The sequence below is a fragment of the Candidatus Hydrogenedentota bacterium genome, from assembly GCA_016791475.1.
Classification (GTDB): Bacteria; Hydrogenedentota; Hydrogenedentia; order Hydrogenedentales; family JAEUWI01; genus JAEUWI01.
This window is the reverse complement of the sequence record JAEUWI010000056.1, coordinates 1-26,155: the sequence shown is the minus strand read 5'-3', so window position 1 is coordinate 26,155 and position 26,155 is coordinate 1. Positions and strand designations below refer to the sequence as shown.

Here is a 26,155-nt window from a genome sequence, read left to right as displayed (position 1 = left end):
GTTGAGTATTGTTATTTGGATATGGTATAAATAACGCGGCAAGGCGGGAGCGGGCGTCGGACCCGTGTCCACGCTACCGCTGGCGGGCCGTCTTCACGTATTATCGGGCGGATAGTTTTTCGGATTTACCCTGGAGTTTCGCGAAATGGAAAATGTTGTCATCATTGGTTCGGGCCCGGCGGGATACACGGCGGCGCTCTATACAGCGCGGGCCGATCTGAATCCCCTGATGTTGGAAGGCGAGCTGAGCAAGGATATTCTTCCCGGCGGCCAGCTCATGACGACCACCGAGGTGGAGAATTTTCCCGGTTATCCCGATGGCGTCACCGGCCCGGAGATGATGGAGCAGTTCAAGAAGCAGGCGGCGAAATTCGGGACGCGCTTCCTGTACAAGACGGTCACGAAGGTGGACTTCTCGTCCCGCCCCTTCAAGGTCTATTCCGGCGAGGAGGTCTGGGAGGCGAAGACGGTGATCATCGCCACGGGCGCCACGGCGAAGTACCTGGGCCTGGAGTCGGAGTCCAAGTTTGAGAACCGCGGCGTGTCCGCCTGCGCCACCTGCGACGGCGCCCTGCCGCGCTTCCGAAACAAGCCCCTGGTGGTGGTTGGCGGCGGCGACACGGCGATGGAAGAGGCGCTGTTTCTCACGAAGTTTGCCAGCAAGGTTCATGTGGTGCACCGCCGGGATAAGTTCCGGGCGAGCAAGATTATGGGTGATCGTGTTATCAACCATGAAAAGGTGCAGGTGGAATGGAACACGACCGTAGACGAGGTGCTGGGGAATGACAAGGACGGCGTGACCGGTGTTCGTCTGAAGGATGTGAATACGGGCGAGACGCGGGAGGTGGAGTGCACGGGCTATTTCGCGGCCATCGGCCACAAGCCCAACACGGACATCTTCAAGGGCATCATCGACCTGCACGACAACGATTACATCGCCACGAAGCCCGGCACGAGCTACACGAACGTGGAAGGCGTCTTCGCCTGCGGCGACGTGCAGGACCACGTCTACCGTCAGGCAATCACCGCCGCGGGCAGCGGTTGCATGGCCGCCATCGACGCGACCCGCTGGCTGGAGTCCCAGGAAGGCTGAGCCGCTCCGGAGAACAACTTAAGCCCGCCCGGAAAACCCCAGGGAGTTCCGGGCGGGTAATTCTTTTTCCGGCGTCCGGCCCAAGGCCGGGGGATGCCGCGATTCGGTGGTTTAGAGGCTCTGGATGCCGAAGAGACCGAGAATTGCTTCGATCACGGCCACGATCTGAAGGATTACGTCCAGAACAACTTCAATGTTAAATGCCATCTTCGGTGCCATGCTCTTGTCTCCTTAGAATTTTTCTTGACGCAACTATGGACGTGGTTCGTCCGATGAAACCGGCGATACTGTAGTACACCCTTCAACACCGGCGCACCTTCTTGCCAGCGTCCCCGTTTCTTAGTGTTCACAGTATACCAAGGTTCTGCCATAAAAACACCTGTGTTCCGGTCGCCGACTGGACCAGTTTGGCATGGCAATCCGGGCTCTGCTATCGTAGCCCGAAATGCGGGACGCACCGATACCGCCCCGCGACTTGGCCATCTGAAATCCAGGACACCATCATGGGACGAGACACCGTAAGTTTTTCCTGCCATCACACCGGACATTGTTGCACCGACGTGGTATGCCTTCCCACGCCCTGGGACGTCATCCGCATCGTACGGCAGGAAGGGGCGGATCCCTATGAGTTTCTGGAGTTCATCCGACCGGGTGAGATTCAGGGGGTGACCAAGGGCGATCCCACCTGGCTGAAGGTTGGGAAGGAACGCTTCATGATGGCCCTGAAGCGGGGCAAGAAGGGCTGCCACTTCCTCGACAAGAAGACCCGCTATTGCTCGATCTACGAATCCCGCCCCATCCTCTGCCGACTGTACCCTTTCAAGCTCGAAGAGTTCCGGGACGGCTCCTTCAAGGGCTTTTCACTCCATAAGGATGTGGGCTGCCCGAAGCACCGGGATGGCAAAGTGGATACCATTCCGCTGTACGAACTCTATCTGGATGACAGCATTCACCAGCGTGATTACAATGATCTGGTGGAGGTGTTCAACAGTCGGGACTATGAAGGCAAAGCCCCGGAAGACTTCATCAAGATGTTTGTGGAGTTTGTGAAGACGAAGTCATCGGAGAAGGGTAGTGGCGCGCGTCGTGCCGCCAAAAGCGGAAATTAATACAGAAAAAATCAATAAAAGCTACGGAAACGGCCTATCAAATCTTCCGTATTGATTTCGTATTATCAATATTGTATTGACTGATTCCGTCCGCCGGTGCTATAGTGGGCCACCCTTCGACGGGAACCTAATCGCCCCACAGAGGCATACTACAACGAAACGAGGCGATCGTTACACGGAAATTCTTGACGTAGCCGTGTTCTCCCAGACGCCATCCCAGCGCGCTTCGATTCTCTACAGGAGCCTTTACATTTATGAAACGTTGGACCGTGATGCTTATTCCCCAGGATCGGGGCGGCACACAGACATTTTCCCTGGCCGCCTATCATTTCTGGACCGGAATTGCGGTACTCTCCCTGCTGGCTTTCTTTTCGGCATTCTTTTTCCAGCGTCATCAGGTCATCGCCGCTCAGGCGGCGGTGCTCCAACAGCAGAACAAGACGCTCCAGTGGGAACTGGAAGCCCCCCAGCCCGTGGCCGAGGCCCCCGTGGATACGGAAAAGGACCTGCGCGCGCTGGAGGAATCGCTCCGCCGGGAGTATGAAGCGAATCTCGCCACCATCACCGCGGAATTGACCGAACTCCTCGACATGGAGGCTCAGGCCCGTTCCATCACGGGTATCGCGCCCCGGGAAAAGGGCGAGGAGACGGAATCCACCGCCACGGGCGGCGGGCAGGGCGGCGCTCCTTCGGGCTATCAGCCCGTGGCGCACGCCGGTATTGGCCACGAGTTTCGCCCGCCCCACATCATCTATGGCATGTCCCGCCCCTCGGCCGACCTGATTCTTCAGGAAATTCGCGTCCGGCAGAAGAGTCTATCCGAGCTGGTGATGGACGGGAAGGCCATGAAGGACAAGCTGACCCGCATCCCGGCCATCTGGCCGCTGGTGAATGGCGCGGGCAAGATCACCTCTCGTTTCGGCTATCGCCGCGATCCCTTCCACCGCCGTGTGCGCCATCACGATGGCACGGACGTGGCCGCGCCGACGGGCACCAAAGTGCGCGCGACGGCCCGGGGTACGGTAACCTTTGCCGAATATGACCAGTTTTATGGAAATCTCATCAAGATCGACCATGGCGGTGGCCTGGAAACCTGGTACGCCCACCTTTCCAAGATTAGTTCCCAGGTAGGGGATGTGGTGGATCGGTCGACCGTAATTGGCAATGTGGGCAGCACGGGTCGCAGTACGGGAGCCCACCTCCACTACGAAGTACACGTGGATGGCGCGCCGGTTGACAGTGAGAAGTATATGACCGAGTAGGGGGCAATCCGGGGGGCTGGTCGCCTTCTCGCAATTTTTTGGCCATTCATGTACAATTCAGGGCACTACTATCCTGTAAAGGCTGGTGCTCGCGGCCCCGTCTGGCGTGTGTCGCGGGTTGACGCACGCGTCCCATCCGGCCCAACGCGCCCCACGGTCGCAACAACGGAAACCTGACATGCTCGAATCACGGAAATCGAAGACCTACAACGAGAACAAAGTTGTAAGCATCATCGGCCAGGGCACCACGATAAAAGGCGATATCAGCTCTCAGGGCACGATCCGCATCGAAGGAACGGTCTCGGGCAATATCCAGAGCGGCGATACCATCGTTGTTCAGGAAAGCGGCAAGCTGAAGGCCGACCTCGTCGCGGGCCAGATCATAATCAGCGGCGAAGTCCACGGCAATGTCCTCGCCCATGAACGCCTGGAGATCTGTGCCGGCGGTAAAGTGGTGGGGGACATCACCTCGCCCCGCGTGAGCATTGCCGAGGGCGTGCTTTTCGAAGGGAAGTGCACGATGAAAGCGCCCGGCGAATCCCAGGCCCCTGCCAAGGTCCAGGGTGGGCAGCAGCAGGCGAAAGCGAAGGAAAGTTAAACCGAGTTGCTCACGACGCGCGGGTCATTTCCGGCCACTCTTCAGACTGATCGGTCGGATCCGACTGATCGGTCTGATTAGAGTCGACTGGCGTTCTTGAAGCACCAACGTCTCAGTTAACTTTTCATTCTTTAACCTTCATCCTCCATCATGCCGACTGTAACGCCCCCCAAATCCGCAAAAATTCTCGTCGCCATGAGTGGCGGGGTGGACAGTGCCGTCACCGCGTCGCTACTTTCCAAGGCGGGCTATGATTGCGTCGGGGTGACCATGCGGCTGGTGCCGGAGCATGAGGGCAAGTCCGTCTTTGAGCCCTGCTGCGGCCTCGAAGCCGCCGAAGACGCCCGGCGCGTCTGTGAGAAGGTGGGCATTCCCCACCAGGTGATGCATGCCGTCGATCGCTTTGATCGCGACATCATCTCCCACTTCGTGGAGGAATACCAGCATGGCCGCACGCCCAATCCCTGTGCCCGGTGCAATCGCATGATCAAGTTCGGCGCGCTCTACCAGTGGGCCGACAAGATCGGGGCGGACTACATCGCCATGGGCCACTATGCCCGGCTGGAACAGCGGGGTAATCGCTATTCCTTGCGGCGTGCGGTCCATCTTCCCAAGGACCAGAGCTATGTGCTCTCCCCGCTGACCCAGGCGCAGTTGCGCCGGGCGTGGTTTCCCCTCGGCGAGATGACGAAAGAGGAAGTGCGCGATCACGCGTGGGGCCTCGATTTCGCCATGGCCACCAAGAAGGAAAGCCAGGAGATCTGCTTCATTCCCCACCGGGACTACGCCGGTTGGATTGAAGGCCGTGCCGAGGCCATGCCGGCGGGTCCCATCAAGACCACGGACGGAAAGATCGTCGGTACCCACAACGGGCTCATGCACTACACGATCGGGCAGCGGCGCGGGCTGGGCGTAAGCAGTGATCGGCCCTACTACGTGGTGCGTCTGGACACCGCCGAGAATGCCGTGATCGTGGGCCATGCGGAAGAGACCTTTTCCGCCGCGTTTCGAACCGGCCCCGTGTGCTGGGGCGGGCTTCCCCGGCAGGAGGCTCCGTTTGAGTGCCTGGTTCAGTTGCGCTCCCGCCATCAGGCGGTTCCCGCAACGGTCCGGCCCGATCTGCGCGGCGCGGAAGTGGAATTTCACGTTCCGGAGCAGGCCGTCACCCCGGGGCAATGGGCGGTATTTTACGACCTCGAGGGATTCGTGCTGGGGGCCGCCATCGTGCAGGGTTTCCGCCTGGCCCGGCCGGAGGAATGCCTGGGGCTTCGCGGCGCGGCATCCGCTTAGAAGTACGAGGCGCCTCCCCGGATCAGATCCGAAATCTCCACGTAGCCCAGCGAGTCCGCCATGTCCGCCGCCGTCATACCATCGATACACTCGTCGCGCTTATAGGGGTCGGCGCCGCGGCTCAGGAGCAATTCCACGATTTCCTGATTGCCCGTAACACAGGCCCAGTGCAGCGGCGTCATGCCCATGTTGCTTTCGGCATTCACATCACAGGACTCCAGCAAGGCCGCCACGGTCGCAATATGTCCTTCGCGCACCGCCTTATGCAGGGGGGTCTCCAGCAGGCTGTCGCGCTGGCTCGGGTCCGTGCCAATACGCAGGAGGGAGTGAATGGCGTCGGTGAGGCCCAGGTAGGCCGCCCGGTGCATCGGGGGGGCCTTCTTGTCCATTTCCCGTTCGTCATCGCGCACTTGCCGCAGCATCATTTCCGCCAGCGCCATGTGCCCGCTGCCAAAAGCGCGGTCCAGAGGAGTCTTTCCGTCGTCGTCGAGTGTATGTAGCCAAACTGCTTTCACAGGCGGTACCTCCGTGGTTAGTTTCAACGCCTGATTCGTTTAAGCAATTGCGATGCCAACTTAAGAGACCGATATGACACCGCATTTGCCGCTGCCTAACCTGATGATATAGTGGCACTTAGTCATGCTGAGGTCGCGAAGTGTTCGAATGTGGAATACACCTCCCATGACCCGAATGCGGCCAAAGCGTCTGGAGACTGACAATGTGACAACATTTCGTCGACAACCGCATGCGAGCCGCACCCAACCCGAAAGCGTTTCCAGTGCGATTGCCCTGGGTTTTTCCAAAGATGGTAATTCCCTTTACGTTGTGGTAATCTACCGTATATTGAGGTGTACACGTCTCGCGTGCTCGTATATTGTTGTTGTGCTCTGCGACCACTGTGGTGACTGCGGCCCAGGCCGTACTGGCTGTAGCGTGCTGATCCAGATTTTGGAGTGACCGTGTTCATACCATTCCTGCGGGTATTTCCGCTGTGCGGACTGGCATTCGCCCTCTTTGGGTGCGAAGCGCCGCTTCCACCGGCCCCGCCGCCCGAGGTAACGGAACCTTCGGGAGACTCCTGGGCCGAGTGGCGGTCCATAGCGGATGCGGCCCCGATGGAACGTGATATGGAGCGGGCGGTGGCCCTCAGCAGCGCCCTGGCGTCGTCCGAGGCGGGCCTGGCTCCGATGGTGGAGTATGTGGGGGATCCCACAGTTCCGGCCGACAAGAAGATTGTCGCGATTATCTGTCTGACGACCCAGCGGGACCGGCTGGCGCCTTTTGAAGAGCGTCTACTCGGCTGGACCAGTCAGGAGCGGGATGAAGAGACGCGCAAGATGGCGACCCATGTTCTTGGGATGCTGAGCACGCCCGGTGCGCTGGAACGAATGAAGATGTTGCTGGCGGACCGCCAGCGCCCGGTTCGCGAGACGGCGGTGGGGGTGTTGTTAAGCTTTCACCCCGAGCTGGTCCAGGAGCAACTGCAGCGGTTCTGGGATGATCCCGAAACCAGCGCGTCCATCCGCGAGCAGGTTGTTCTGGGTATGCCGCCTCACCTGGTGGAACCCTTCATCGGGATTTATGGAGAAGCGGTGCTCGACACCCGGCTGTCCGCCACCGCGCGACTGAAATCGGTAAGTGTGCTCGGGCAACTTGGCGCCCGTGAGCATGTTGAGATACTGAGAAAATGTGTAGATAATGACCCGGACGAAGTGGTGAAGGAGCGGGCGCGCGGTGCGCTTGCCCTGCTGGAAGCCGCTTCCGGCCTGGAACCCGTGCCCCCCGGGCAGGGCGAGGCCGAAGCCCTTCCATCAGCCGCCACCCCGTCCGGCCCCCCGGCCTGATTCCGGGAAGGAGCGCCCAGGTGTTATTTGGAAAACGACGTGATCTGCCCCCCTCCGGGAAGGAAGGCGGCGCCCGCCCGGCCGTCGAGCCCGAGCTGTATGTCGTTGCCTATGAAAGCATGCTGAAGGGCAATAAAGTCCTCCGCAAGGGCAAGCCCATCCGCCAGGTGGCCATCGTCGTCGAGGGGACCGTACGCCTTGTGACCAGCGGAGATCGCGTGGACCGGCGCACCTTCGAGGCGCTCATCGGCGCGGGCGTTCTTCCGCCCCCCGGAGGTCCCCGGCACGGCGAATCGCCCAGCCCACGGACCCTGCCCGTACCCGAGGACTAAGTCGTGGCGGGGACCAGCCCCAGGCGGCCCGACCTGTCCCTCTCCATGATCGTGCGCAACGAGGCCGGGCGTCTTCCCGCGTTCCTCGATGCCCTGGGCGACTTGGTTGATGAGATCTGCATTACCGACACCGGTTCCGAGGACGACACCCTTTCCCTGCTTCGCGATCGGGGCTGTGTGACCTCCAGCTTCCCCTGGCGCAACGATTTTTCCGCCGCGCGCAATGCCGCCCTTCGGCCCTGCACGGGGCGATGGATTCTCAGCCTCGATGCGGACGAGCGAATCGCGCCCCAAGACCGGGTGGCCCTTCGCGCCCTTGTCGCCGGCCCTCCGGATCGGTGCTACCGGCTTGTGACGCGCAACTACACCGACGAATCAACCGCGAGCGGCTTCGTGTGGGCCCAAGGGGAGGACGCTCGTGCGGCGGGGTTTCGTGGTTGGTTTCCCAGCGCCAAGGTGCGCCTCTTTCCGAATTTGCCCGGTGTCGCCTTTGAGGGGGCCGTTCACGAGCTTGTTCATTGTTCTCTGGAGCGCCTTGGGGTCCAGGTTGCCGACGCTTCCGTGCCCGTTCACCACTACCCCCACCTCAACCAGTCGCCCGAAGCCCGCGTAAGAAAACAGAACCTCTATCTGGAGCTCGGCCTCAAGAAAGTGGCCGAGAACCCGCGGGACGCCCGGGCGCGCCACGAACTCGGCGATCAATATGTCGATATGGGGAAACTGCCCCAGGCCCTGGAGAGCTACCGGGAGGCCGTCCGCCTCGACCCCGGCAACCCCATGTGGCTGCGCGATCTCGGCGGCGTGCTTCTCTTGCTTGGGCAGTTGTCCCCGGCAGTGCAGGCCCTGGAACTTTCCTTACGCCTCGACGCCGGGAGCGAAGAGGCCTGGCGCAACCTGGGCGTGGCCCGCGTGCGCCTGGATGATTGGCCCGGGGCGCGGGACGCCTTTGCCCGCGCGCAGGCCCTGAATCCGGAGCACCCGGAGAATCAGCGCTATCTGGCCATCGCGGCACAAGCCTGCGGTGATCGCCCGCAGGCCCTGGCGCTGCTGTCCCGGCTTCTTGAGCGCCACCCCGCGCACGTGGAAGCCCGCACGCTTTATGAGCGGTTGTTATCGGATGAATAGTACAGTTGATAGTTGATAGTTGACAGTTGATAGTTGATAGTTGGCTCTGCGGCATCCTCCATCCTCCATCCACCATCCTTCAACCTTCATCCTTCAACCTTCAACCTTCAACCTTCAACCTTCATCCTTCATCCTTCATCCTTCCCACTAAAGTCCTCCCCCATCTCTGCCGATAGTCTTAATCGAAGCGAGCCCGCCGCAGCGCGGTCGCCTCAGCCAATGCACGGATGCAGCGGCTAACCCAGTCACGGAGGATTGTCATCATGGGTCTTCGCATTAATACCAACGTCGCTGCCCTCAATACGAGCCGCATCCTGCGGCACAACACGTTGCAGCTCAACAAATCCCTCGAACGCCTGTCCAGCGGTCTGCGCATCAATCGCGCAGCGGATGACGCCGCCGGTCTCGCCATCGCCGAAAGTTTCCGCTCCCAGGTGCGCGGCAGCCGCGTGGCGGCGCGAAACGCGCAGGACGGTATCAACCTGGTGCAGACCGCGGAAGGCGCGCTGACGGAATCGTCCAATATTCTCCAGCGTATTCGCGAACTGGCCATCCAGGCGGCCAACGGCACCAATAGCGCGGCGAACCGCCGGTCTCTCGACCTGGAAGTGCGGCAGTTGCTCGACCAGTTGGACGATATCGCGCTGGATACGAACTTCAACGGTGTGGGCGTTCTGAGTTCCGCGCAGACGGTAACCTTGCAGACGGGCCCGCAACAGGGCCAGACCCTGCTGGTTTCGGTGAGCGGCGCGCGCACCAGCGACCTGGGTGTGTCGGCGGTGAACATCTCCTCCGTCGCCAGCGCGGTAGGCGCCCTGAGCACGGTGGATGCGGCACTCCAGAGCATCAACAACCTCCGGGCCGCTCTCGGTGCGTTGCAGAACCGCCTCGAGTTTACCATCGCGACCCTCGGCATTCAGGAAGAAAACGCGGCGGCCTCGGAAAGCGCAATCCGCGATGCGGACGTCGCCCTCGAAACCCAGGCATTCACCCGCAACCAGATTCTGGTCAGCGCTGGCACGACCGTACTGGCCCAGGCCAACATCGTCCCGCAGACGGCCCTCCAGTTGCTCGGCGGATAAGCGGTTCCCTCAAAAACTTTATCGTGACTGGATTGCCCGGCGTCTCCGCGCCGGGCTTTTTCGTGGTGCGCCCGGTTTGAGCGTACCTTCGTTTAACCATGTGGGCTTCTCGAGGCGAGAATCGTCCAGAAATCGCGGGCACAGGCAATCTCCCGGCAATTGTTCGCGAAGTCGCTTCGAATCAGTAATCACCGGTAGAACCGGGGGTATGAGGAAGGCCCCTGAAAGGGGGCGGCTAATCCAGGTACAGGTCCAATCCGCCAGAGCCTTTGGCTTCCATACGAGTGAAACGTGGTGAAGCGCGGGTCGAGATTTCCGGACCGCTTATCCGGACCACGACATTGCCAATCCGCAAAGCGGATGTCAGAATCATGTGGTATTGCCCTACCATCCGCTTCGCGGATTCAAACGGATGGCGAAGCGTCAACCTGGGACTTACGCCCCAGGCTATTGACTGCCGCTCCTGCGGAGCTAATACCGTTGCCCACGTGGGAAGCTCATCGCGAATCATACCTCTGGCGCTTTCACCCCGATCAATGTAACGGCGGAGCCCGATGAATTTGCCAGCAAGGTCCAACAGTACGCCCGATCCGGATGAGCCACCCTTCTCTTGAAGAAGAACGTCTTTGGGGTCGATCGTCACTTTTTGATTAACACTCCGTTCTTCGGTGCGCTCCTTGGTCATTACGCTTTCAGGCGACCACGGAAACGAAAGAAACTCACGGATGCGTGGGTACACCGTCCGCTTGCATCGGAGACAGATGAATGGCATGATGCCCCGCGCCTCCTACTCCGATCCGACCAGAATTGCTGAGAGTCTGAATACAGGCATCTCGTTTGAACCCACAGGTACTCTCCCCATGAAGTCCCACGTTGCGTTTCGTCTCACAATATTCCTGTTCAGTCTCGCCGCCCCAATCGCCCACGCGCGCGATACCCATCCAAACGTTATCATCATCTACACCGACGATCAGGGTTCGGCCGACGCCGGTTGTTATGGCAGCTCCGATATCAAGACGCCCGCGATTGATCACCTGGCGGCCACGGGCCTCCGATTCACGCAGTTCTATGCGCCGGCCCCGGTGTGCTCACCGTCACGCGCGGGGCTGCTAACGGGACGCTATCCCCTGAGCGCGGGCGTGCCGGGCAATGTCTCTTCCACGCGGGGCGAGGCCGGCATGCCGCCGGACCGGGTGACGATTGCGGAGATGCTGAAGGGCGCGGGTTACGCCACGGCGCACATCGGCAAGTGGCATCTGGGCTTCACGCCCGAGACGATGCCCAACGGTCAGGGTTTCGACCATTCCTTCGGCCACATGGGGGGCTGTATCGACAACTACTCCCATTTCTTCTACTGGTCTGGACCGAATGTGCACGACCTGTACCGCAACGGAGTCGAGGTGCATCACGACGGCGAATATTTTCCGGATCTGATGGTGGAGGAGGCGGGAGATTTCATGGCGGCCCACCGCGAGGAGCCCTTCTTCATCTACTTCGCCATGAACGCGCCGCACTACCCCTACCAGGGCGAACCCGAGTGGCTGGACACGTATGCGGCGGCGTCGATGGCCTATCCGCGCAATCTCTACGGGGCGTTTCTGAGCAGCGCGGATGCGCGGATCGGCGCGCTGGTGGCGCGGGTGGAAGCCCTCGGGCTTGCGGAGGACACCATTATCATCTTTCAGTCCGATCATGGCCACTCCGTGGAAGAGCGCGCCCACTTCGGCGGCGGCAGCGCGGGGTCGCTTCGCGGCGCCAAGTTCAGCATGTTCGAAGGGGGACTTCGCGTGCCCGCCATCATTCGCTGGCCCGGGAAAATCGAAGGTGGAGCCGTTCGGACTCAACTGGCCCACGGATGCGATTGGCTTCCCACCATTGCCGACCTTTGCGGGGTCGAACTGCCCGGGTCGTCCCTGGATGGAAAAAGTCTTGCCGCCGTGATTGCATCGGCGGAAGCGCCCACCCCACATAGCGTTCTTCACTGGCTGACCGGGTCGGTGGAACAGGGGCAGTGGGCGGTGCGGGAAGGCGACTGGAAGTTGATCGGGAATCCTCAGGACCCGACCCTGCCTCCGGGGGAGTCGCTGCCGTCGCACTACCTCGTAAATCTGGCAAGAGATCCGGAAGAACGTGAAAACCGCAGCGCGTCGGACCCGGAGCAATTGGCGCGGCTGAAAGCGCTGCACGAGGCCTGGCTTCAGCGGGCTGTGGCGGGCCCGTGACGCGCCGCCGTTTGTAATTACCGCCAGACCCGGCATACACTCAAGCGGCAGCCCAACTCCGATGGATCGGTCTATTTTCCTCGTCTAAAGTGTAACGCCCCGCATGTCAATCTCCCGAACGCTCACAGCCATCTCCTTGTCCCTTCTCGCGGGTTGCGGACCCGAGAGCCCGCCCGTCGCTACGTCTCCCGCGCCGGGCACATGGCGCATGATCTCGGTCGAGCGTGTGGATGAATCGGACGCGGATGCCCTGTTGCCAAACGGAAATTTCGAGGTGTGGCATGCGGGCCTGCCCGCACCGCAGGGTTTCCACGCGCCGGCAAGAATCTCGGAATCGACTCTCGTGCGCGATGCAAAGCGGGGTCATCTCGGCGCAACCGGGTATACGGCGCGCCAGACCTGGCGGGGACCCGGAACCGACGCGCCGCCCGAACAGGGCTTCAGCACGAAGGTGAATCTCGCACCCGACACGCAGTACCGGCTGGAGGTCATTGCGTCGGCCACCGCCGGGTTCGGGGCGGCGATTTGCGCTGTCGAAATCGGTGACGGCGGGCCGCGTCGCACCCTTGCGCGCAGCGTGGTTGAGGTGCGCGGCGAGACCCCCGCGCGCTTCAAAGGCACCTTCCGCACCCGGGCCGGGGGCACCGTCCTTCTCTCCAGCCATGCCCTTGCCGGCAGCGCCTTTCCCGGCGCGGTGGTCTGGTCCGCCTGGCGCCTCGAAGAAAGCGCGGAGGCGACCGAACCCGTGAATGTTGCGGACGTCGCGCCGCGCCGCGCGCTCGTGGGGCAGGCCCTCGATCAGATCCGGGGCCAGGCCGCACTCTACGGTGGTGTGGAGTCCTGGGCCCGGGCCACCACGCCGAATCGCGATGCGGCCGCCCGTCTTCTGAGCGCCGGGGGCGCCCCGGGCCGGAGTATACTCGGCGACGAACACGTTGTAGCCGCGCGGGAAGAACTGGACTGGTTTGCGCAGCACAGCGCGCCGCGCGATTCCGATTTCTTCGGGCCCGCGCGCGCGGCCTTGCGTCGGGCGGAACGGGCGCTGAACGCCCGGGGCGTACAGCTTGTGGTCATTCCCGTTCCTGAACGAATCCAACTCACTTTTGGCGCGTTCAGTGACGCCGCCATTGATCTTCCCGTGAACCTCTCCGCCCATGCGGCGCTCGTGGAGCAGTTGCTTGTGGAGGATGTGCTGGTGCTTGACCCGGCCCCCGTGCTCTGGACAATGAAATCCGAGGGTATCCCACTTTTCTGGAATGGCGACGGGGATGTGCCGAGCGCGACGCTCAAGGCCCTGGCCGAGTGGTGCGCGCCAAGGCTTCTCGAAATGGGCCTGCTGGCGCCCGAGGGACTACGGCAGGCCTACACGGAAAAGGTGGATGAGATTCCCGTGGAGCAGCGCCTGGTTGCGGGGCTGCCGGAGGAGCTTCGCGCTACCATACCGGAAGAGGCGCATGCGATTCAGAGTGTGCGCGATGGGAAGGGGGAACTGTTCCGGCCCGCGCCCGCCAGTCCGGTGCTCGCCGCGGGCAGTCTCGCAATTCTCCATCACGTGCGCGGCGCGTCCTTCGCGGCCCATCTCTCCCGGGCCCTCGGCTTTCCCGTGGCCCTTCCCGAAAAGCACCTGCCGGATCCGGAGATTCCCGCGTGGCTGGCGTCCGGGCAAGCCGATGAGCTGGCGACCGCGCAATGGGTTGTTTTCTGCGTTCCGGAGCGTTCCCTGACACTTGAAGGCTGGAAGTGAGCGCGCCTCAGGGCACCCCGCGCAGCGTCCCCATCTCTTTCAGCAGCCAGCCCGCTATCATGGCATGGCCCCGACTATTCGGATGCATGCCGTCCAGCAGCAGATCCTCCGTGGCCTGGCCCGCCACGCCGTCATAATCGTAGAACCGCTGATACACATCGATAAGCGGAACGTCCAGTTCCGCCGCAAGTGCGCGTACCGCGTCGCCGTATTCCCGGTTGGTGAGGTTGAATCCCCAGGGATCATTCACGTCGTAGGGCGCGCGGCCATAGAGCTTGATGAGCGGTGCGGTCCAGCGCATCGGATTGGCTGTCATAAGAATAACGTCGCAGTCCCGACCGCGCAGGCTCTCCACGAAATACCGCAAGTTGGCGGCATAGGTCTCCCGCGAGATCCGGGGCCGGTCCTTGCCGTCCCAGAGATCGATGCAGGAGTCATTGAGCCCAAACTGGATGATTACCAGATCGGGATGGTGGGCCAGCACGTCGGTGTCGAAACGGGCGCGGGCCTGATCCGTGTTGTTTCCACCCACCCCGGCATTGATGACGGTTCCGTGAATTCCGCGCCGTACGAGATCCTCCTGGAGGATGTCGGCGTAGACCCGGAGTGCCGCGCCGTCCACCTCGCGCGGCGCCGTGGTGGAGTCGCCAAAGGCCACGAGCGTGAAGGGTTTCAATGGATCGGGCCTTTGGGGGGCCGAGGCGCATGCGCCGAGCAGAAGGGCCACGATGATGGTCAGGGCGGCGGGGCGTTCGGTCATGCGGTAAGAAATCACGGGGCAACTCCAGTGGTTGGGGAGCGTCATTGAAGCAGGTTTCGTCCCGTGCAGACAAGTCCAGGGGGTGTTTCGGGCGGGGCGGCTCATCGTGTTCACTTCGCCGATGAATTCGCATGTGATACCATCCTTCACGGCGTATGGGCAAACTGGAACTGATATGGACACTACCGAAAAGACGGGCCGAGTTGCCGGATGGCTCATGAAGCTGGTGCTGCGGCTTCCGGGGGCTGAAGGGGCCCTCGCCCGCCTGCTCCTGCGGGGCGATGCCGGGCGCTTCCGCTCCCTGGCCCTGTCATCGAATTGCGCGCCCCTGAGAGCGCTGCTTTTCGACGAGGACGCTCGGCTGCTCAAGCGCCTGCTGTCCCCGCGGGACCATGAAGCGCTAAAGGGGCTCCTCTTTGAGGACGACTATCGCCTGCTCAAGAGCCTGCTCGCCCGTCGCGGACATGAAGCGCTGAAGGCGATCATGCTGGAAGGCGATCCCGCCTGGTTTTCCATGATCGCCCGCGCGCGACAGGGGGCTCCGCTCACCGCGCTGCTCTTTGAGGATGATGCCGCATTGTTGCGCCACGTTCTCCGGGTGCGGGGCGCGGGGGCGCTCGTGCCCGTGCTGGCCTCCCTCGATGCGTCGGAACGGGCCGCACTGGCCGGCGCCCTGCTCTTCGCGGGCCGTCCCGAGCCCCTGGAACTGTTGACGCGCATGGATGGCTTTCAGGAGCGTGTGCTGGGCGAGCCCCGGCTCTACGCCATGCTGGAACTCGCGAGGACCTGGGAGCAACTGCTGCCCATTCTGTCGGCGGATGACGGGGGACTCGGCGCGCGGATTCGGACGTCAATCGCGCGCATCGCGCGGCCCGAACACGTGCGCGGGCGGATCATTGACGCCATCACGGAGGGCGATACGGTCCGCCTTGCCCATGGGACCTTGCGTTTCGCCTGCCGTCACTCCCTGTGGACCTTGCTGCATGAAATTCTGCTGAACGAAGCCTATTACTTCGCCTGCGATTCAGTGCGCCCGCGTATCATCGACGGCGGCGCACACATGGGCATGGCGATCTACTACTTCAAATCGCTCTATCCCCAGGCGCGGATTACGGCCTTCGAACCCCATCCGGCCCTTCGCGCGATGGCGGAAGAGAACGCCGCCCGCAACGGCTGGGAGGATGTGGAAATCCTGCCCCACGCGCTCGCGGCCAACTGCGGCGAGGCAACGTTCTACGCATCCGCAACCTGGAGTATGGCGGGTTCGCTGGTGGATCGACGCGCGGGCCAGGGGGACGAGGTATCGGCGATATCCGTCAGTTGTGTGCCCTTGAGCGACTATCTGCGCGAGCCGGTGGATTTTCTGAAGCTGGATATCGAGGGTGCGGAGTGGGAGGTGTTGGCGGAGGCATCGGACTTGCTCCCCAACGTGGGGCAGATCTTCTGTGAGGTTCACCAGGGGGGCGGGTTGGACTCGGAACGGCTGGTGCGAATACTGGCGCTGTTGGAGAGGTCCGGATTTGACGTGCAGGTGGCCAAGTCTCACAACTACGGGGAGACCTCCCGGCGGCGGCCCCTGACCCATTTTGAAGGCACGTCCTCGGCGATTGTCTGGGCGCGAAACCGTCACCCCTACTCCTGAAGGGCTTCCAGGAAGTGGCGGATGCGTCGCGCGTTGGCGCCCAGGTCGCCCTTGCCCTCCCGGGAGCGGGAGCGCACGTCCACAATGCAGGTGCCTTCTCCTTCGGGGCGGATACGAACGGCCACATCGTCTTTCCACTTGAAGAGCCGGGTTTCGGCGATGGCCTCGAAACCGCCGTAGTTTTCGCTTTCCATCGTGATGGTCCAGCCGAATGGTTTCGAGGCGGCGATGGCCCGCGCGCGCTGGTGCACCTGCAGGGCCGGCTCCTTGAGATGGAGGGGTTTCAATTCCGGATAGTGCGCGGCGACCACCTCCACGTTTCCGGCGGGAAAGGTCAGATCCCGATCAGCCAGTTCCGGGAGGGTCGCGGCGTGGACCAGCGCCGGGGGATCGGCGAGATCGGTGGCGACATCATTGATGGGGGGGTAGCGAAGTCCATCGATGGTGCCGGCGGCGACGGCGATGAGGGGCAGACAGCCGAGCATGCCCACGAGGGAGGGAAACCACGCGCGAAATCGAAGCGCGGAGATAGCCGAGGCGATAATCGCCGCCATGCCCATCAACCCACTGAAGGCGAAGAGCGCCAGCCCGACGAGGGGCGGCAGGAGCCCGACGTGGGCGAGGCCGGGGCCGGCAATCACGCACACGACGGAGGACAGGGCGATGGTGATCGTGGCTTTTCCAAACATGACTGGCTCCGCTTCGGGGTACACAAGGGGAACAAAAAACGGCAGCCGCGCATTCCGCGGCTGCCGTTCGGGGCATGCGATTGGATTACTGCTGGGCAGCGGCCGCCTCGGGCTTCACGATATCGATCAGCTCGACATCGAACAGCAGCACGGCGTTCGGGGGGATGGAGCCGCGGCCGGGGCCGTAGGCGAGATCGGAGGGGATGGCAAGCTGCCACTTCGAACCGACCTTCATCATCTGAAGGGCTTCGGTCCAGCCCTTGATGACCTGCGTCACGCCAAACATGGCGGGCTCGCCGCGGTCGACGGAGCTGTCAAACTTTTCGCCGTTGGTGAAGGTGCCGGTGTAGTGGACCTTGACGGTGTCGGCGGCCGTGGGAATGGCGCCGGTGCCTTCGGTGACGACCTTGTACTGGAGGCCGCTCTCGGTAACCTTCACGCCTTCTTTCTTCGCGTTCTCGGCCAGGTACGCCTCACCCTCGGCCTTGGCCGTGGCGCCCGCTTCTTCCATTTTCTTCTGGCCCGCGGCTTGGGCCTTGCCCTGCAGCGACATCATGGCGGCCTGGATCTCTTCCACGCTCATGGCCAGTTCCTGTTTGGCATAGGCGGCCTTGAAACCGGCCAGAAAGGCGTCCAGGTCCAGCTCGATACCGGGCTCGGCGATGCTGCGGCCGATGTTTGCGCCCACGGCGTAGCTTTCCTTGGACATCTCGGACTCGAGGTTGGGGGCCGGCGCGGCGGCGGCTTCTTCAGCGGCGTTCGCGGACATCGTCAGGGTCATGACGACGGCTCCCGCGGTCAGGGAGGCCAGGCGCATTGCGTTTTTCATTCATGTGTTCCTTAGGGTTGATGGAAAAGGGGAGGATTTTCGATACCATGTCGCGCCTTGCAGCCCGGACAATCGGGACAGCTTATCGTCTGGAAGGGATGAAAATCAAAATATCATCTGGAGGCTCCCGCCTATCCGGCGGGCAAGACGCAGCGGAAGCCCACGGTGGTCAATTGCGACTCGGGGAAGATACCCCGGCGCACGCTCGTGAGGAGTTCGTCGGCCGAGGAGTTGAAGCAGCCACCGCGCACGGCCCGGCGCGGCGCATCGAGGATGATGTCGGGCTCCTGGCGGATTTTCTTGTAGGGGATAAACGGGTCCAGGGTCCATTCCATGACGTTTCCGGCCAGATCATACACGTTTTCCGGTGTCCGACCGTCTTCGTGCATGGTCACGATGGAGGGCATGCCCAGATAGTCCGCATAGTTGCAGCGGGTGGTGTCGGGCGAAAGGTTGCCCCAGGGATACTTTCGGTTTTCTTTGCCTCGGGCGGCAAACTCCCACTGGGCCTCCGTCGGCAGCCTTTTTCCGGCCCATTCCGCATATTTCTGGGCTTCCTGCCAGGTCACGCCGATGACGGGCTGATCGGGGCCGTTGTAGTTCGGGTCCCGCCAGTATTTGGGCTCGGGCACGCCGGTGGCCTCGCGATAGGCCTGGTATTGTTTAACGGTCACGGGGTAGGCATCGATCCAGAAGGGGGCGACGTAGATTTCCGCCTCGGGGGCCGATTCCCGGTAGGCATCGTTGCCCATGATGAAGTTGCCGCCTTCCATAAACACCATGTTTTCGGTGGAGACGGCGCCCCGCTCGGTATTGACCTCAATCTGCTCGGTCAGACGCCGGTAGGACTCGTTGAAGGCCCCCTCCAGGGCGCGGCGGAACTCGCGGGCATTCTGCCAGCGATGCTCCTTTTCTTCGTGGAGGGATTTTTTCAGCACCATGAGGAGTGAGGGGGCCACGTCCTCCCGGACCCGTTCCACGGTGACGGGCTCGTCCATGGGTGTACGCAGGGTCAGCAGTTCGTGGAAGACCAGCCCCACGGCGAATATATCGGTTCGGGGATCGACCGTCATGCCGCGGCGTTGCTCCGGGGCCGCGTAGGCCAATGTGCCGATGACCTGGTTGGGCTGTTTTTCGTCCGCGTCGTGCTTGAGGAACTCCTCCTGCACGGCCTTGGCCAGACCGAAATCGAGTACCTTGATACGTTCGCCGGGCATGAGGATGAGGTTTTCGGGCTTGATATCGCGATGGATCACGGTACGGTGGGCATTTTCGAGGGCCCGAAGTATCTGGGTGATATAGGTTACGCAAAGACGCACGTCGATGTAGCGGCGCTCGGTGCGGTGTTTCCGGAGGTAGGTGCGGAGGGACTGGCCTTCGGCGAACTCCATGGAAAGATAGAGGATGCCCTCGTTGGTCCAGCTTACGTCGTGCACGGCCACGATGTTTTCGTGGCGGAGGCGCCGGGCGATCTGGGCTTCCTGGATGAAGAGGCGCTTGCCCTTGGAGGTTCTCAAGAGCTTGGGGTTCATGAACTTGAGGGCAACCGTCTCGTCCACAAGCGTGTCGTGGGCGCGGTAAACCACGCCCATGCCGCCTTTGCCCACGTGCTGCTCGATGACATAGCGGTCAGCGATTTTGTCGCCCTGCTCGTATTGTAAGTTGATGTGCCGGTTGATATCGCCCGCGGAGGGTATCTGAAGGGGCTGGGCGCAATTGAAACAAAGGCCCTGCTTCCCTTGTACTGTAGGTGGCACCATGATCCGGAGGCCGCAGTGTGCGCAAGTAACCTGTATCATATTGAAATCGTACACGTTAGGGGCGGAAATACACAAGGCGCTGTGTTTCGGCGACCGGCGCGCGGTACTTGACTGAGCATTGGTGCAATCATTAGGCTAGGCAATCTCGATTCCATTCTGAAGGAGTATGTTGTATGTCCCGGAAACTGTTCGGTTCGGCCACCGCGCCCGCTATCCTCTTGGCCAGCCTGCTTATGTGGGCTGCGGGCATGGGGCTTGCCGCCGCCCAGGAAGGAAATGATATAACACTTCGGCTGGGCTCAACAACCGGAAACGCCGGGGACGCCATTGAAGTGACGGTGACGATGGAAGCGGATGATATCCTGCCCGAATCTCTGGTGCTTTTTCTTGCCTACGATCCCGCCGTGCTCACTCCGGTGGAAGACGCTTATGAACTCGTTCTGCGCGATGCCCTGTCCGGCGAACCCATCTTGGACGGTGAGGGCAACACCATCGCCACCTTCAGCGCACTGCGCCCCTCGGAGAACCTGCGCGGATCGGGAAAGAGCATCGACTCCGAGACCTATGGTGACGAGGGCGTGCTCGGGGTGAGCATTCAGGGGTTGAATATGCTCGAAATCGCTCCGGGCGAGTTGTTTACCGTGGCGTTTCAGGTCGCGGAAGACGCTGCCGAGGGAACGACGACGGAAATTGCCGGCGTAAGCGAAGGGGCCGAAGTCTTGATTCCCGACGGCAACGGCGGCGTCACGGCGGTGGCCACATCGGCGGCGCGCAGTGTGGAAACCTCGCCCGGGAATTTTGAGGTGGTCGATGTGACCTATCGCTACGAAGATGTGGCGGTACCCATCGGTTGTGTTCCGCCGGTCGCCCCGGGCGGCGTGACGGCGACCCAGAATCGCAGTGACAGCGTGTTTGTATCGTGGAGTGCCGTGGCGGGCGCGGGAATCGAATACCGTGTCTACCGGAATACCGCCAACAATGCGGCCACGGCCGCACCCATAGGCGAGGGCTGGCAGGCCGAGGCAACCTTCAGTGATATTACGGCCCTCGTGCCGGAAGTCGTTCCCGGGGAAGGGTGCAATGCGCCCGACACGCTGCGGGAAGTACGTTATTTCTACTGGGTGAAGGCCCGTTCCGAGGAGGGCTGCGAGAGCCCCCTGAGCGCGGCGCCCGCCGAGGGCTTCCGCACGGCGGGCAGCGCGCGCTTCGCGGCGATGGGTACGCTATTTGCCTCGGCGGTACTGCTGCTCGCGCTTTCCACGGCACCCATGCGCCCGAAGGCGCGCTCGGGTGCCTGACGGCCGGTTCGATACGCGGCTGGAACCTGTGACACAATGGGCGGTCTTGTTCCGGCCTTGGTCAACCCAACCTGAATCACTGCGGCGGCGTTTCGCGTAAGAGGCTCATTCCAGTATGAACCCAACCCTGTTCTCCATCGACAGTTTAAATATGGACTTCCACGCCTACACGGTCGCCACGGCCATCGCCTTTCTGGTCGGTGTGCTGCTTGCCGTGCGCGAGAACTATAAGTTGGAGCACCCCTTCAACGTAACGCCCGCGGGCGGGGTCTGGATCTTTTTTGGCGCGCTGCTGGGTGCCAAGATCTACTGGTATCTCCAGTACGGACTCACCTGGGTGGATGACGAGGGAAATCCCTACCAGTGGTACCGTGTGTTCTTCCTGTGGGAGGGGGGCCAGGTCTTCTTTGGCGGTCTGATCGGCGGGGTGATTGGGGGGATCTCGTACATCAAGTACAAGCGCGTGCCCTTCCTGAAGATGGGCGATGTGGGCCTGCCCTTTCTGCCTCTGGGCCACTCCATTGCCCGACTTGGCTGCTTCTTTAACGGCTGTTGCTGGGGATATCCCACGGATGCCTTCACCGGCGTTTCTTTTCCCAAATTCAGCCTGGCCTGGCGACGGCAACTGGAAGATGGCCTGATCACCCGCTCCGCGGAACATTCCCTGCCGGTTCACCCCACCCAGCTCTACGAGTCCTGCGGTCTCTTCTGCATCTTTCTCGTCATGCGCTACGCCTACAAGCACAAGAAGTACGACGGCTCCGTGATGCTGCTGTATCCGTTGCTCTACGGTATCCTGCGTTTCACCGACGAGTCCTTCCGGGGGGAAAGCGTGCGGTCCGTTTTCGGGTTCATGACCGTGAGTCAGGCGGTGGCCCTGGGCCTGTTTCTGAGCGCGGCCTGTACCTATGTGGTTCTGTTCCAGACGATCTGGCGGGCACCGGTCAGTGCGGGCCCGGCCTCCAGCGAGAAATAGCGCGGCGGTTCCCCCGGGAAACCGGCCGGAGGGCATAATGCGCATCTGTCGCACTGTGCGGGTGGTCATCCATGAGGCTGCGCGGCGGAATATATGGTTATGTGTTTCCCCCGCCAGATAAAGTGTTGACAAGGTTTTAGCGCTTATCTATACTAAGCAAAACCAGAATTGGTGTGTTATGTCCGCCTCAGTATCGGCCTGCGAGACCCGTTTCGGGGTCGGAGGGGACTTTCTCAAGTGCAATTTCTAACCCAGACTTGAAAGCGTTACGACAGGTGGTCCCTTTGTCTCCGCGACGTGGGGCGTCTGCGTATCCTGAGCAATACCAACGGTGTAGAGGAGAAGCCAGAATGGGGACCAGCAAGAAACTAATGCTCGCATCGCTCGTGAGCATGATGGTGGTACTCGCGTTCGGGATCGGCCTGGTGCCGTCCCACGACGCGGACCGTACCAGTGCCGCCGGGAGTAACGGGCGGATTGACTTCGGTCAGTTCCTGGACATGATCCTGCTGAACGAGGGGGGCGCGCTGGCCGATAAAGGCGCCAGTGTCATAACGCTGGATTCCACGCCCTACAGCACCGGCGATACGATTCTGGTTCCGACCTCGAATGAGGGCGAGATCGACTTGATGCTCAGCGCCACGGTTCCCGGCTCGGGCAACGACACGACGGTGACGTATGTGGCCAACGAGGCGGACGACGAGGGTGAACAGGTTGCGCCCTGGCAGACGAATGACGGCGTGTACACCACGGGTGCCGACGGCGTCGTCTCGGAGGACGGCGTGTTTTCCGATTTCTCCAGCACCCTGCCGCTCAGCAGCTTCGTTTCCGGCACGGACGGCCAGGCGACGGCGGTGCTGATCTACGCGCTGGTCAACGCGGTGGCGGATGCCAAGCAGGCCTCGACCTACACGTATGAGGCGGTCAACGCGGCGGAAGACGCCATCGCCCTGACGCTGAAGTCGGTGGATATCGATGCGGACGCCAACGGTTTCCCGGACGATCCTTTTACCTTTGTGAACACCGGGGAGAGCTCCGTTGCCACGGTGACGGTGAATGGCGGAAGCCGCACGGCGCTGATGGCGAATCTGAACGACCTCGGCAAGGGTGTGGCTCAGGACATCGTTCTGGCCGCCGGTAACGTCATGGTTACGGCTCCCACCACCAGCGAATTGCTGGCCGAGGGACTGATTCAGGAAGGCGACTCCGCCTTTATCCTGGTGGAAGTGGTTGGCGATCTGAACGGCGCCATCGACGAGAACACGACGGGTGGAAGCCAGAGCGAGTGGGCGACGGCCGTTGCCGCCGCGCAGCCGCTGGATATTCTTGCCGGGTCTCCCTACGTGGCGATGAGCATCGTCGCCGGCACCTCGACCGCCGACATGACTTCGATATCGGACCTGGGTGATCTGGAAGTCAATCTTTTCATCGCCGGTGATGAATTCCCCGAAGAAGAACTGGATCGCGTGCAGCTCTATGCCTATGGCGTGGCCTCCGGCACGAGTGATGCCTCCGCCGTGGTGCTGGAATCGGCCGCCGACGGCGATTGGTCCCTCCTTTCCGCCGCGCCCCTTTCCATCGACGGCGACATTAATGTAAACCTTTCGACCCTTTCGCTGGTGGCCCCGTTTGCCGCCGCGCTGGAGGTGGGCGGCGTTACCCCCGATCTGCTTCCCGCGGAACGGAATTTCGATATCGTCATCAACGGCGCCTTCCCGATCATCGGCGAGACGCCGCTGAATGCGGCGGATGCCGCCGAAGCCCTGACGGTGACGCTGAACGGCGTGGCCGCGACCTTCCGCGAAATCGAGTTGGTCGGCAAGCAGACGGGAATCGCGGCGACGTCGACCGCGCTTTATGTCACCACGCCCTCCCTGCCGTTGGATGTGATCAGCGGCGAGGCGGTGGATACGCCCGTTACCGTTACGGTCGTGGACAACAGCAATGAAGGCAACAGCGTCACGCTGACGGATGCGGCGACGCTCACCGCCACCGTGGAACTTTCGGTCGAAGTGGAAGGCGACGGTGCCGTAACCATCGACCCCGCGGCCCTGGGCGGCGAAACTTCCGGCGGGATCTATGTGAAGGACGAGGCGCTGGTTGCGACCTTCACTCCGGGCGAAGGCCTGGAGATTCTGGAAGTGCTGCTGGGCGGCTTCGACGTGACCGAGAACGTCACGGAAGCGAACACGCTGAATTTCAACATTGATCAGGATCAGGTTCTGGCCGTGACCTTCGGCACGCCGGGCGGTGAAGGTGAGGGCGAAGGTGAAGGTGAAGGTGAAGGCGAAGGCGAAGGTGAGGGAGAAGGTGAAGGCGAAGGTGAGGGAGAAGGTGAAGGCGAGGGAGAAGGTGAAGGCGAAGGTGAAGGTGAAGGCGAAGGCGAAGGCGAAGGCGAAGTTGAGCCGACCGACGAGGAAGTCGCTGCGGATTTCATCGCGAACTTTGACGAGGCGGACACGGACAACGATGGTTTGCTGACGCTTGTGGAAGCGCAACTCTACAATCCGTCCCTGACGGTTGACCAGTTTGGCCGCCTGGACACCAACAACGATCAGCGCCTTGCGATCGGTGAGCTTCAGGCGTTCCAGACGGTCGGCGAAGCCGTCATCACCGGAATCACACCCGCCGAGGCGTGGATTTTCGGTGGCGTGGTGGCCGAGATAACGGGTCAGAATCTGAGCGAAGGCACCGTCATCAAGATAGGCGGCGTCGAAGTGGATGGATTCCGTGTGGGCGATGGCGGCAACACGATCGAGGTGATTGTTCCCGAAAGCCCCGACATGTCCAACAGTGATTTCGTGGACGTTTCGGTGACGGTGGCGAACAACGGCCAGGAGACGGCGTCCATCTTCAACAGCTTCCGCTACAACCGATACACCCGTGGCGAGACCGTCAACACGACGGCCTACTACTACGATGGTGACGAGGGCGTGGCCTCGCTGGATGTGGCGCTGGGCGAAAACGACTTCGGCACCATCACGATTCCGTCGGTGGCGAATGGCGGTCGCACCTACGGCATTGTGCGCACGGCCTCCACGGGCGCAAAGCAGACCGATGGTCCGCTGGGCACCGGCGCTATCGACACCGTGCTCAACGGACAGGGTGTGGACGCCGGCTCAACGCTGGGCGGCGGCATCAACGACTTCGCCCTGTACTTCTATGAGCCCATTGACTTCAGCGACGCCAAGAACAACACGCCCTCCGTCGGACTTCCGTCGACGGACCCGGCCACCGGCGGCGCCTTCGCCGCGGGCGCGCGGTCGCGCTACTTGCTGGACGAGAGTGGCGAGCCCGTCATCGACTCGACCACGGGCGAGCCGATTGAGCTGGCCCCCATCGAGCTGTCCTTCGTTACCAACGACGACGACTTCAACGCGGGCGTGGTTCGCACCGGCCTCACGTGGTTCGGCGTGGAAAGCACCTTCGACTATACGACCGGCGAGCTGACCGTGCCCGAAACGGCGATGGTGGCCTACCAGTCGGGTCTGTTGAATACCGAAGTCGACCCGAGCTTGACACCGACGGTCACGGATAACACCCCGATCGACGCGGTGAACGAGGCGCGGCTCTACAGCCTGAACGGCTTCTCGCTGCGACGCGGCGCGAGCATCCCGGACGCCCTGGTGGATTCGATTCTGGATGCGAACGCCGATGTTTCCTTCGACGGAACGACGGCGGGCGGCACGGAAGTCACGATTGTTTCGCCTGAAGGCGGTCTGGCCTGGGTGGACCACGTAACGCTGACCACGACGCAGGCCTCGAAGCAGGTCAGTGTCACGGTGGAATCGGACGACTTCGTGTCTGTTCCGGGCGCCAGCGAAACGACGTTCACGTTCCGCACGCCGGCCACCAACCGCACGGGCATCACGGATGTGACGATCTTCCTCGCCTCCAATCCGGACACGGCGGCGGTCACCCTGCCGGCATTCTTTGAATACACGCCGCGCCAGGGTCAGGACCTGCCGATCGTGTCGCTGCTGGGCTTCCTCCTTGCCTTGCTTGGCCTGATCGCCGGCGGCTCGGGTGGCGGCGGCGGTGGCCCCTGCTTCATCGCCACGGCGGCTTATGACACGCCCATGACTGCTCAGATTGACGTGCTCCGGGATGTGCGCGATACCTACCTGCTGGACAATGCGGCGGGCACGGCGTTCGTGGATGTGTACTACCACGTGAGCCCGGCAATTGCCGATTGGGTCGCCCAGAGCCCCGCGCTCGCGGCGATGGTCCGCCTGGCCCTCGTGCCGGTGGTTTTCCTGGGCAAGCTGGCGTTGACGTCGCCGGTGCTCTTCGGGGTGCTGGTGCTGTCCATGGCGGCGATGTTTATCGCGCGCCGCAAGCGGCGCCTGACTCGCAAGGGCTGATTTGATTCCGTAACGTTTCGTGGCGGCGGCGCGCAAGAGATTGCGCGCCGCCGTTTTGGTTATGGGTCTTATGGGTCTTATGGGTCTTATGGGTCTTATGGGTCTTATGGGTCTTATGGGTCGTATGGGTCGTATG

Annotated in this window: 21 protein-coding genes; 15 read left to right on the top strand and 6 right to left on the bottom strand. The window is 62.1% G+C overall.

The window, feature by feature from the left end; translation table 11 throughout:
* Positions 1–145 precede the first annotated feature (145 nt).
* From trxB to mnmA, 5 genes are all read left to right on the top strand, one after another.
* On the top strand, positions 146–1,093 hold the full coding sequence (gene trxB / locus JNK74_23040; GenBank protein MBL7649064.1) for a thioredoxin-disulfide reductase: 948 nt from the start codon (positions 146–148) through the stop codon (positions 1,091–1,093).
* Between the two features lie 503 nt (positions 1,094–1,596).
* Positions 1,597–2,202: a YkgJ family cysteine cluster protein gene (locus tag JNK74_23035; protein MBL7649063.1), complete on the top strand. Its 606-nt coding sequence runs from the start codon at positions 1,597–1,599 to the stop codon at positions 2,200–2,202.
* Positions 2,203–2,456: 254 nt separating this feature from the next.
* Positions 2,457–3,464 (top strand): M23 family metallopeptidase, encoded by a 1,008-nt coding sequence (locus tag JNK74_23030; GenBank protein ID MBL7649062.1) that lies wholly within the window; start codon positions 2,457–2,459, stop codon positions 3,462–3,464.
* A 178-nt stretch (positions 3,465–3,642) separates the two neighbouring features.
* Positions 3,643–4,062 (top strand): polymer-forming cytoskeletal protein, encoded by a 420-nt coding sequence (locus JNK74_23025; protein ID MBL7649061.1) that lies wholly within the window; start codon positions 3,643–3,645, stop codon positions 4,060–4,062.
* Positions 4,063–4,269: 207 nt separating this feature from the next.
* Complete coding sequence (gene mnmA / locus JNK74_23020) at positions 4,270–5,352, top strand: tRNA 2-thiouridine(34) synthase MnmA (protein MBL7649060.1); 1,083 nt, start codon at positions 4,270–4,272, stop codon at positions 5,350–5,352.
* Here the strand turns inward: mnmA and JNK74_23015 are convergent.
* Positions 5,349–5,867 (bottom strand): ankyrin repeat domain-containing protein, encoded by a 519-nt coding sequence (locus tag JNK74_23015; protein ID MBL7649059.1) that lies wholly within the window; start codon positions 5,865–5,867, stop codon positions 5,349–5,351. The genes mnmA and JNK74_23015 overlap by 4 nt on opposite strands.
* A gap of 444 nt (positions 5,868–6,311) precedes the next feature.
* On the opposite strand from JNK74_23015, the gene JNK74_23010 reads away from it, so the two are divergent.
* The 4 genes from JNK74_23010 to JNK74_22995 all read left to right on the top strand — a co-directional run bounded on the left by JNK74_23010 (position 6,312) and on the right by JNK74_22995 (position 9,735).
* Positions 6,312–7,196, top strand: coding sequence for a hypothetical protein (locus tag JNK74_23010; GenBank protein MBL7649058.1), 885 nt, complete (start codon positions 6,312–6,314; stop codon positions 7,194–7,196).
* Between the two features lie 20 nt (positions 7,197–7,216).
* Positions 7,217–7,528, top strand: a complete 312-nt coding sequence (locus JNK74_23005) for a hypothetical protein (protein ID MBL7649057.1) — start codon at positions 7,217–7,219, stop codon at positions 7,526–7,528.
* A gap of 3 nt (positions 7,529–7,531) precedes the next feature.
* Positions 7,532–8,653, top strand: a complete 1,122-nt coding sequence (locus tag JNK74_23000) for a tetratricopeptide repeat protein (GenBank protein MBL7649056.1) — start codon at positions 7,532–7,534, stop codon at positions 8,651–8,653.
* A gap of 263 nt (positions 8,654–8,916) precedes the next feature.
* Positions 8,917–9,735, top strand: a complete 819-nt coding sequence (locus JNK74_22995) for a flagellin FliC (GenBank protein ID MBL7649055.1) — start codon at positions 8,917–8,919, stop codon at positions 9,733–9,735.
* Positions 9,736–9,970: 235 nt separating this feature from the next.
* On the opposite strand, the gene JNK74_22990 is transcribed toward JNK74_22995, so the two are convergent.
* Positions 9,971–10,420, bottom strand: coding sequence for a hypothetical protein (locus JNK74_22990; GenBank protein MBL7649054.1), 450 nt, complete (start codon positions 10,418–10,420; stop codon positions 9,971–9,973).
* Positions 10,421–10,595: 175 nt separating this feature from the next.
* Here JNK74_22990 and JNK74_22985 point away from each other — a divergent pair, with 175 nt between their 5' ends.
* The gene (locus tag JNK74_22985; protein ID MBL7649053.1) at positions 10,596–11,957 is read left to right on the top strand and encodes a sulfatase-like hydrolase/transferase; all 1,362 of its coding nucleotides are present in this window, start codon (positions 10,596–10,598) and stop codon (positions 11,955–11,957) included.
* A gap of 103 nt (positions 11,958–12,060) precedes the next feature.
* A complete protein-coding gene (locus JNK74_22980) occupies positions 12,061–13,701 on the top strand; it encodes a hypothetical protein (protein MBL7649052.1) in 1,641 nt (546 codons plus the stop codon).
* A 7-nt stretch (positions 13,702–13,708) separates the two neighbouring features.
* On the opposite strand, the gene JNK74_22975 is transcribed toward JNK74_22980, so the two are convergent.
* Positions 13,709–14,476 (bottom strand): hypothetical protein, encoded by a 768-nt coding sequence (locus JNK74_22975; protein MBL7649051.1) that lies wholly within the window; start codon positions 14,474–14,476, stop codon positions 13,709–13,711.
* Positions 14,477–14,636: 160 nt separating this feature from the next.
* Between JNK74_22975 and JNK74_22970 the strand changes: the two genes are divergently transcribed.
* Complete coding sequence (locus JNK74_22970) at positions 14,637–16,103, top strand: FkbM family methyltransferase (protein ID MBL7649050.1); 1,467 nt, start codon at positions 14,637–14,639, stop codon at positions 16,101–16,103.
* Here the strand turns inward: JNK74_22970 and JNK74_22965 are convergent.
* The 3 genes from JNK74_22965 to JNK74_22955 form a co-directional block, all read right to left on the bottom strand.
* Positions 16,094–16,792 (bottom strand): DUF1499 domain-containing protein, encoded by a 699-nt coding sequence (locus JNK74_22965; protein MBL7649049.1) that lies wholly within the window; start codon positions 16,790–16,792, stop codon positions 16,094–16,096. The two genes, JNK74_22970 and JNK74_22965, sit on opposite strands and share 10 nt — an antisense overlap.
* Before the next feature lie 85 nt (positions 16,793–16,877).
* A complete protein-coding gene (locus JNK74_22960) occupies positions 16,878–17,621 on the bottom strand; it encodes an FKBP-type peptidyl-prolyl cis-trans isomerase (GenBank protein ID MBL7649048.1) in 744 nt (247 codons plus the stop codon).
* A 131-nt stretch (positions 17,622–17,752) separates the two neighbouring features.
* A complete protein-coding gene (locus tag JNK74_22955) occupies positions 17,753–19,420 on the bottom strand; it encodes an SUMF1/EgtB/PvdO family nonheme iron enzyme (protein MBL7649047.1) in 1,668 nt (555 codons plus the stop codon).
* A 134-nt stretch (positions 19,421–19,554) separates the two neighbouring features.
* Here JNK74_22955 and JNK74_22950 point away from each other — a divergent pair, with 134 nt between their 5' ends.
* The 3 genes from JNK74_22950 to JNK74_22940 all read left to right on the top strand — a co-directional run bounded on the left by JNK74_22950 (position 19,555) and on the right by JNK74_22940 (position 26,019).
* Positions 19,555–20,679 carry a hypothetical protein gene (locus JNK74_22950; protein MBL7649046.1) on the top strand — a complete coding sequence of 375 codons (1,125 nt, stop codon included), beginning with the start codon at positions 19,555–19,557 and terminating at the stop codon, positions 20,677–20,679.
* A gap of 115 nt (positions 20,680–20,794) precedes the next feature.
* A complete protein-coding gene (locus JNK74_22945) occupies positions 20,795–21,655 on the top strand; it encodes a prolipoprotein diacylglyceryl transferase (protein ID MBL7649045.1) in 861 nt (286 codons plus the stop codon).
* A 350-nt stretch (positions 21,656–22,005) separates the two neighbouring features.
* A complete protein-coding gene (locus tag JNK74_22940) occupies positions 22,006–26,019 on the top strand; it encodes an IPT/TIG domain-containing protein (protein MBL7649044.1) in 4,014 nt (1,337 codons plus the stop codon).
* Positions 26,020–26,155: the final 136 nt, after the last annotated feature.

Excerpts from the sequence above, each read along its gene's own strand:
- trxB (MBL7649064.1), top strand. The coding sequence starts at position 146 with ATGGAAAATGTTGTCATCATTGGTTCGGGCCCGGCGGGATACACGGCG.
- JNK74_23035 (MBL7649063.1), top strand. The coding sequence starts at position 1,597 with ATGGGACGAGACACCGTAAGTTTTTCCTGCCATCACACCGGACATTGT.
- JNK74_23030 (MBL7649062.1), top strand. The coding sequence starts at position 2,457 with ATGAAACGTTGGACCGTGATGCTTATTCCCCAGGATCGGGGCGGCACA.
- JNK74_23025 (MBL7649061.1), top strand. The coding sequence starts at position 3,643 with ATGCTCGAATCACGGAAATCGAAGACCTACAACGAGAACAAAGTTGTA.
- JNK74_22995 (MBL7649055.1), top strand. The coding sequence starts at position 8,917 with ATGGGTCTTCGCATTAATACCAACGTCGCTGCCCTCAATACGAGCCGC.
- JNK74_22990 (MBL7649054.1), bottom strand. The coding sequence starts at position 10,420 with ATGACCAAGGAGCGCACCGAAGAACGGAGTGTTAATCAAAAAGTGACG.
- JNK74_22985 (MBL7649053.1), top strand. The coding sequence starts at position 10,596 with ATGAAGTCCCACGTTGCGTTTCGTCTCACAATATTCCTGTTCAGTCTC.
- JNK74_22980 (MBL7649052.1), top strand. The coding sequence starts at position 12,061 with ATGTCAATCTCCCGAACGCTCACAGCCATCTCCTTGTCCCTTCTCGCG.
- JNK74_22970 (MBL7649050.1), top strand. The coding sequence starts at position 14,637 with ATGGACACTACCGAAAAGACGGGCCGAGTTGCCGGATGGCTCATGAAG.
- JNK74_22965 (MBL7649049.1), bottom strand. The coding sequence starts at position 16,792 with ATGTTTGGAAAAGCCACGATCACCATCGCCCTGTCCTCCGTCGTGTGC.
- JNK74_22960 (MBL7649048.1), bottom strand. The coding sequence starts at position 17,621 with ATGAAAAACGCAATGCGCCTGGCCTCCCTGACCGCGGGAGCCGTCGTC.
- JNK74_22955 (MBL7649047.1), bottom strand. The coding sequence starts at position 19,420 with ATGATACAGGTTACTTGCGCACACTGCGGCCTCCGGATCATGGTGCCA.
- JNK74_22950 (MBL7649046.1), top strand. The coding sequence starts at position 19,555 with ATGTCCCGGAAACTGTTCGGTTCGGCCACCGCGCCCGCTATCCTCTTG.
- JNK74_22945 (MBL7649045.1), top strand. The coding sequence starts at position 20,795 with ATGAACCCAACCCTGTTCTCCATCGACAGTTTAAATATGGACTTCCAC.
- JNK74_22940 (MBL7649044.1), top strand. The coding sequence starts at position 22,006 with ATGGGGACCAGCAAGAAACTAATGCTCGCATCGCTCGTGAGCATGATG.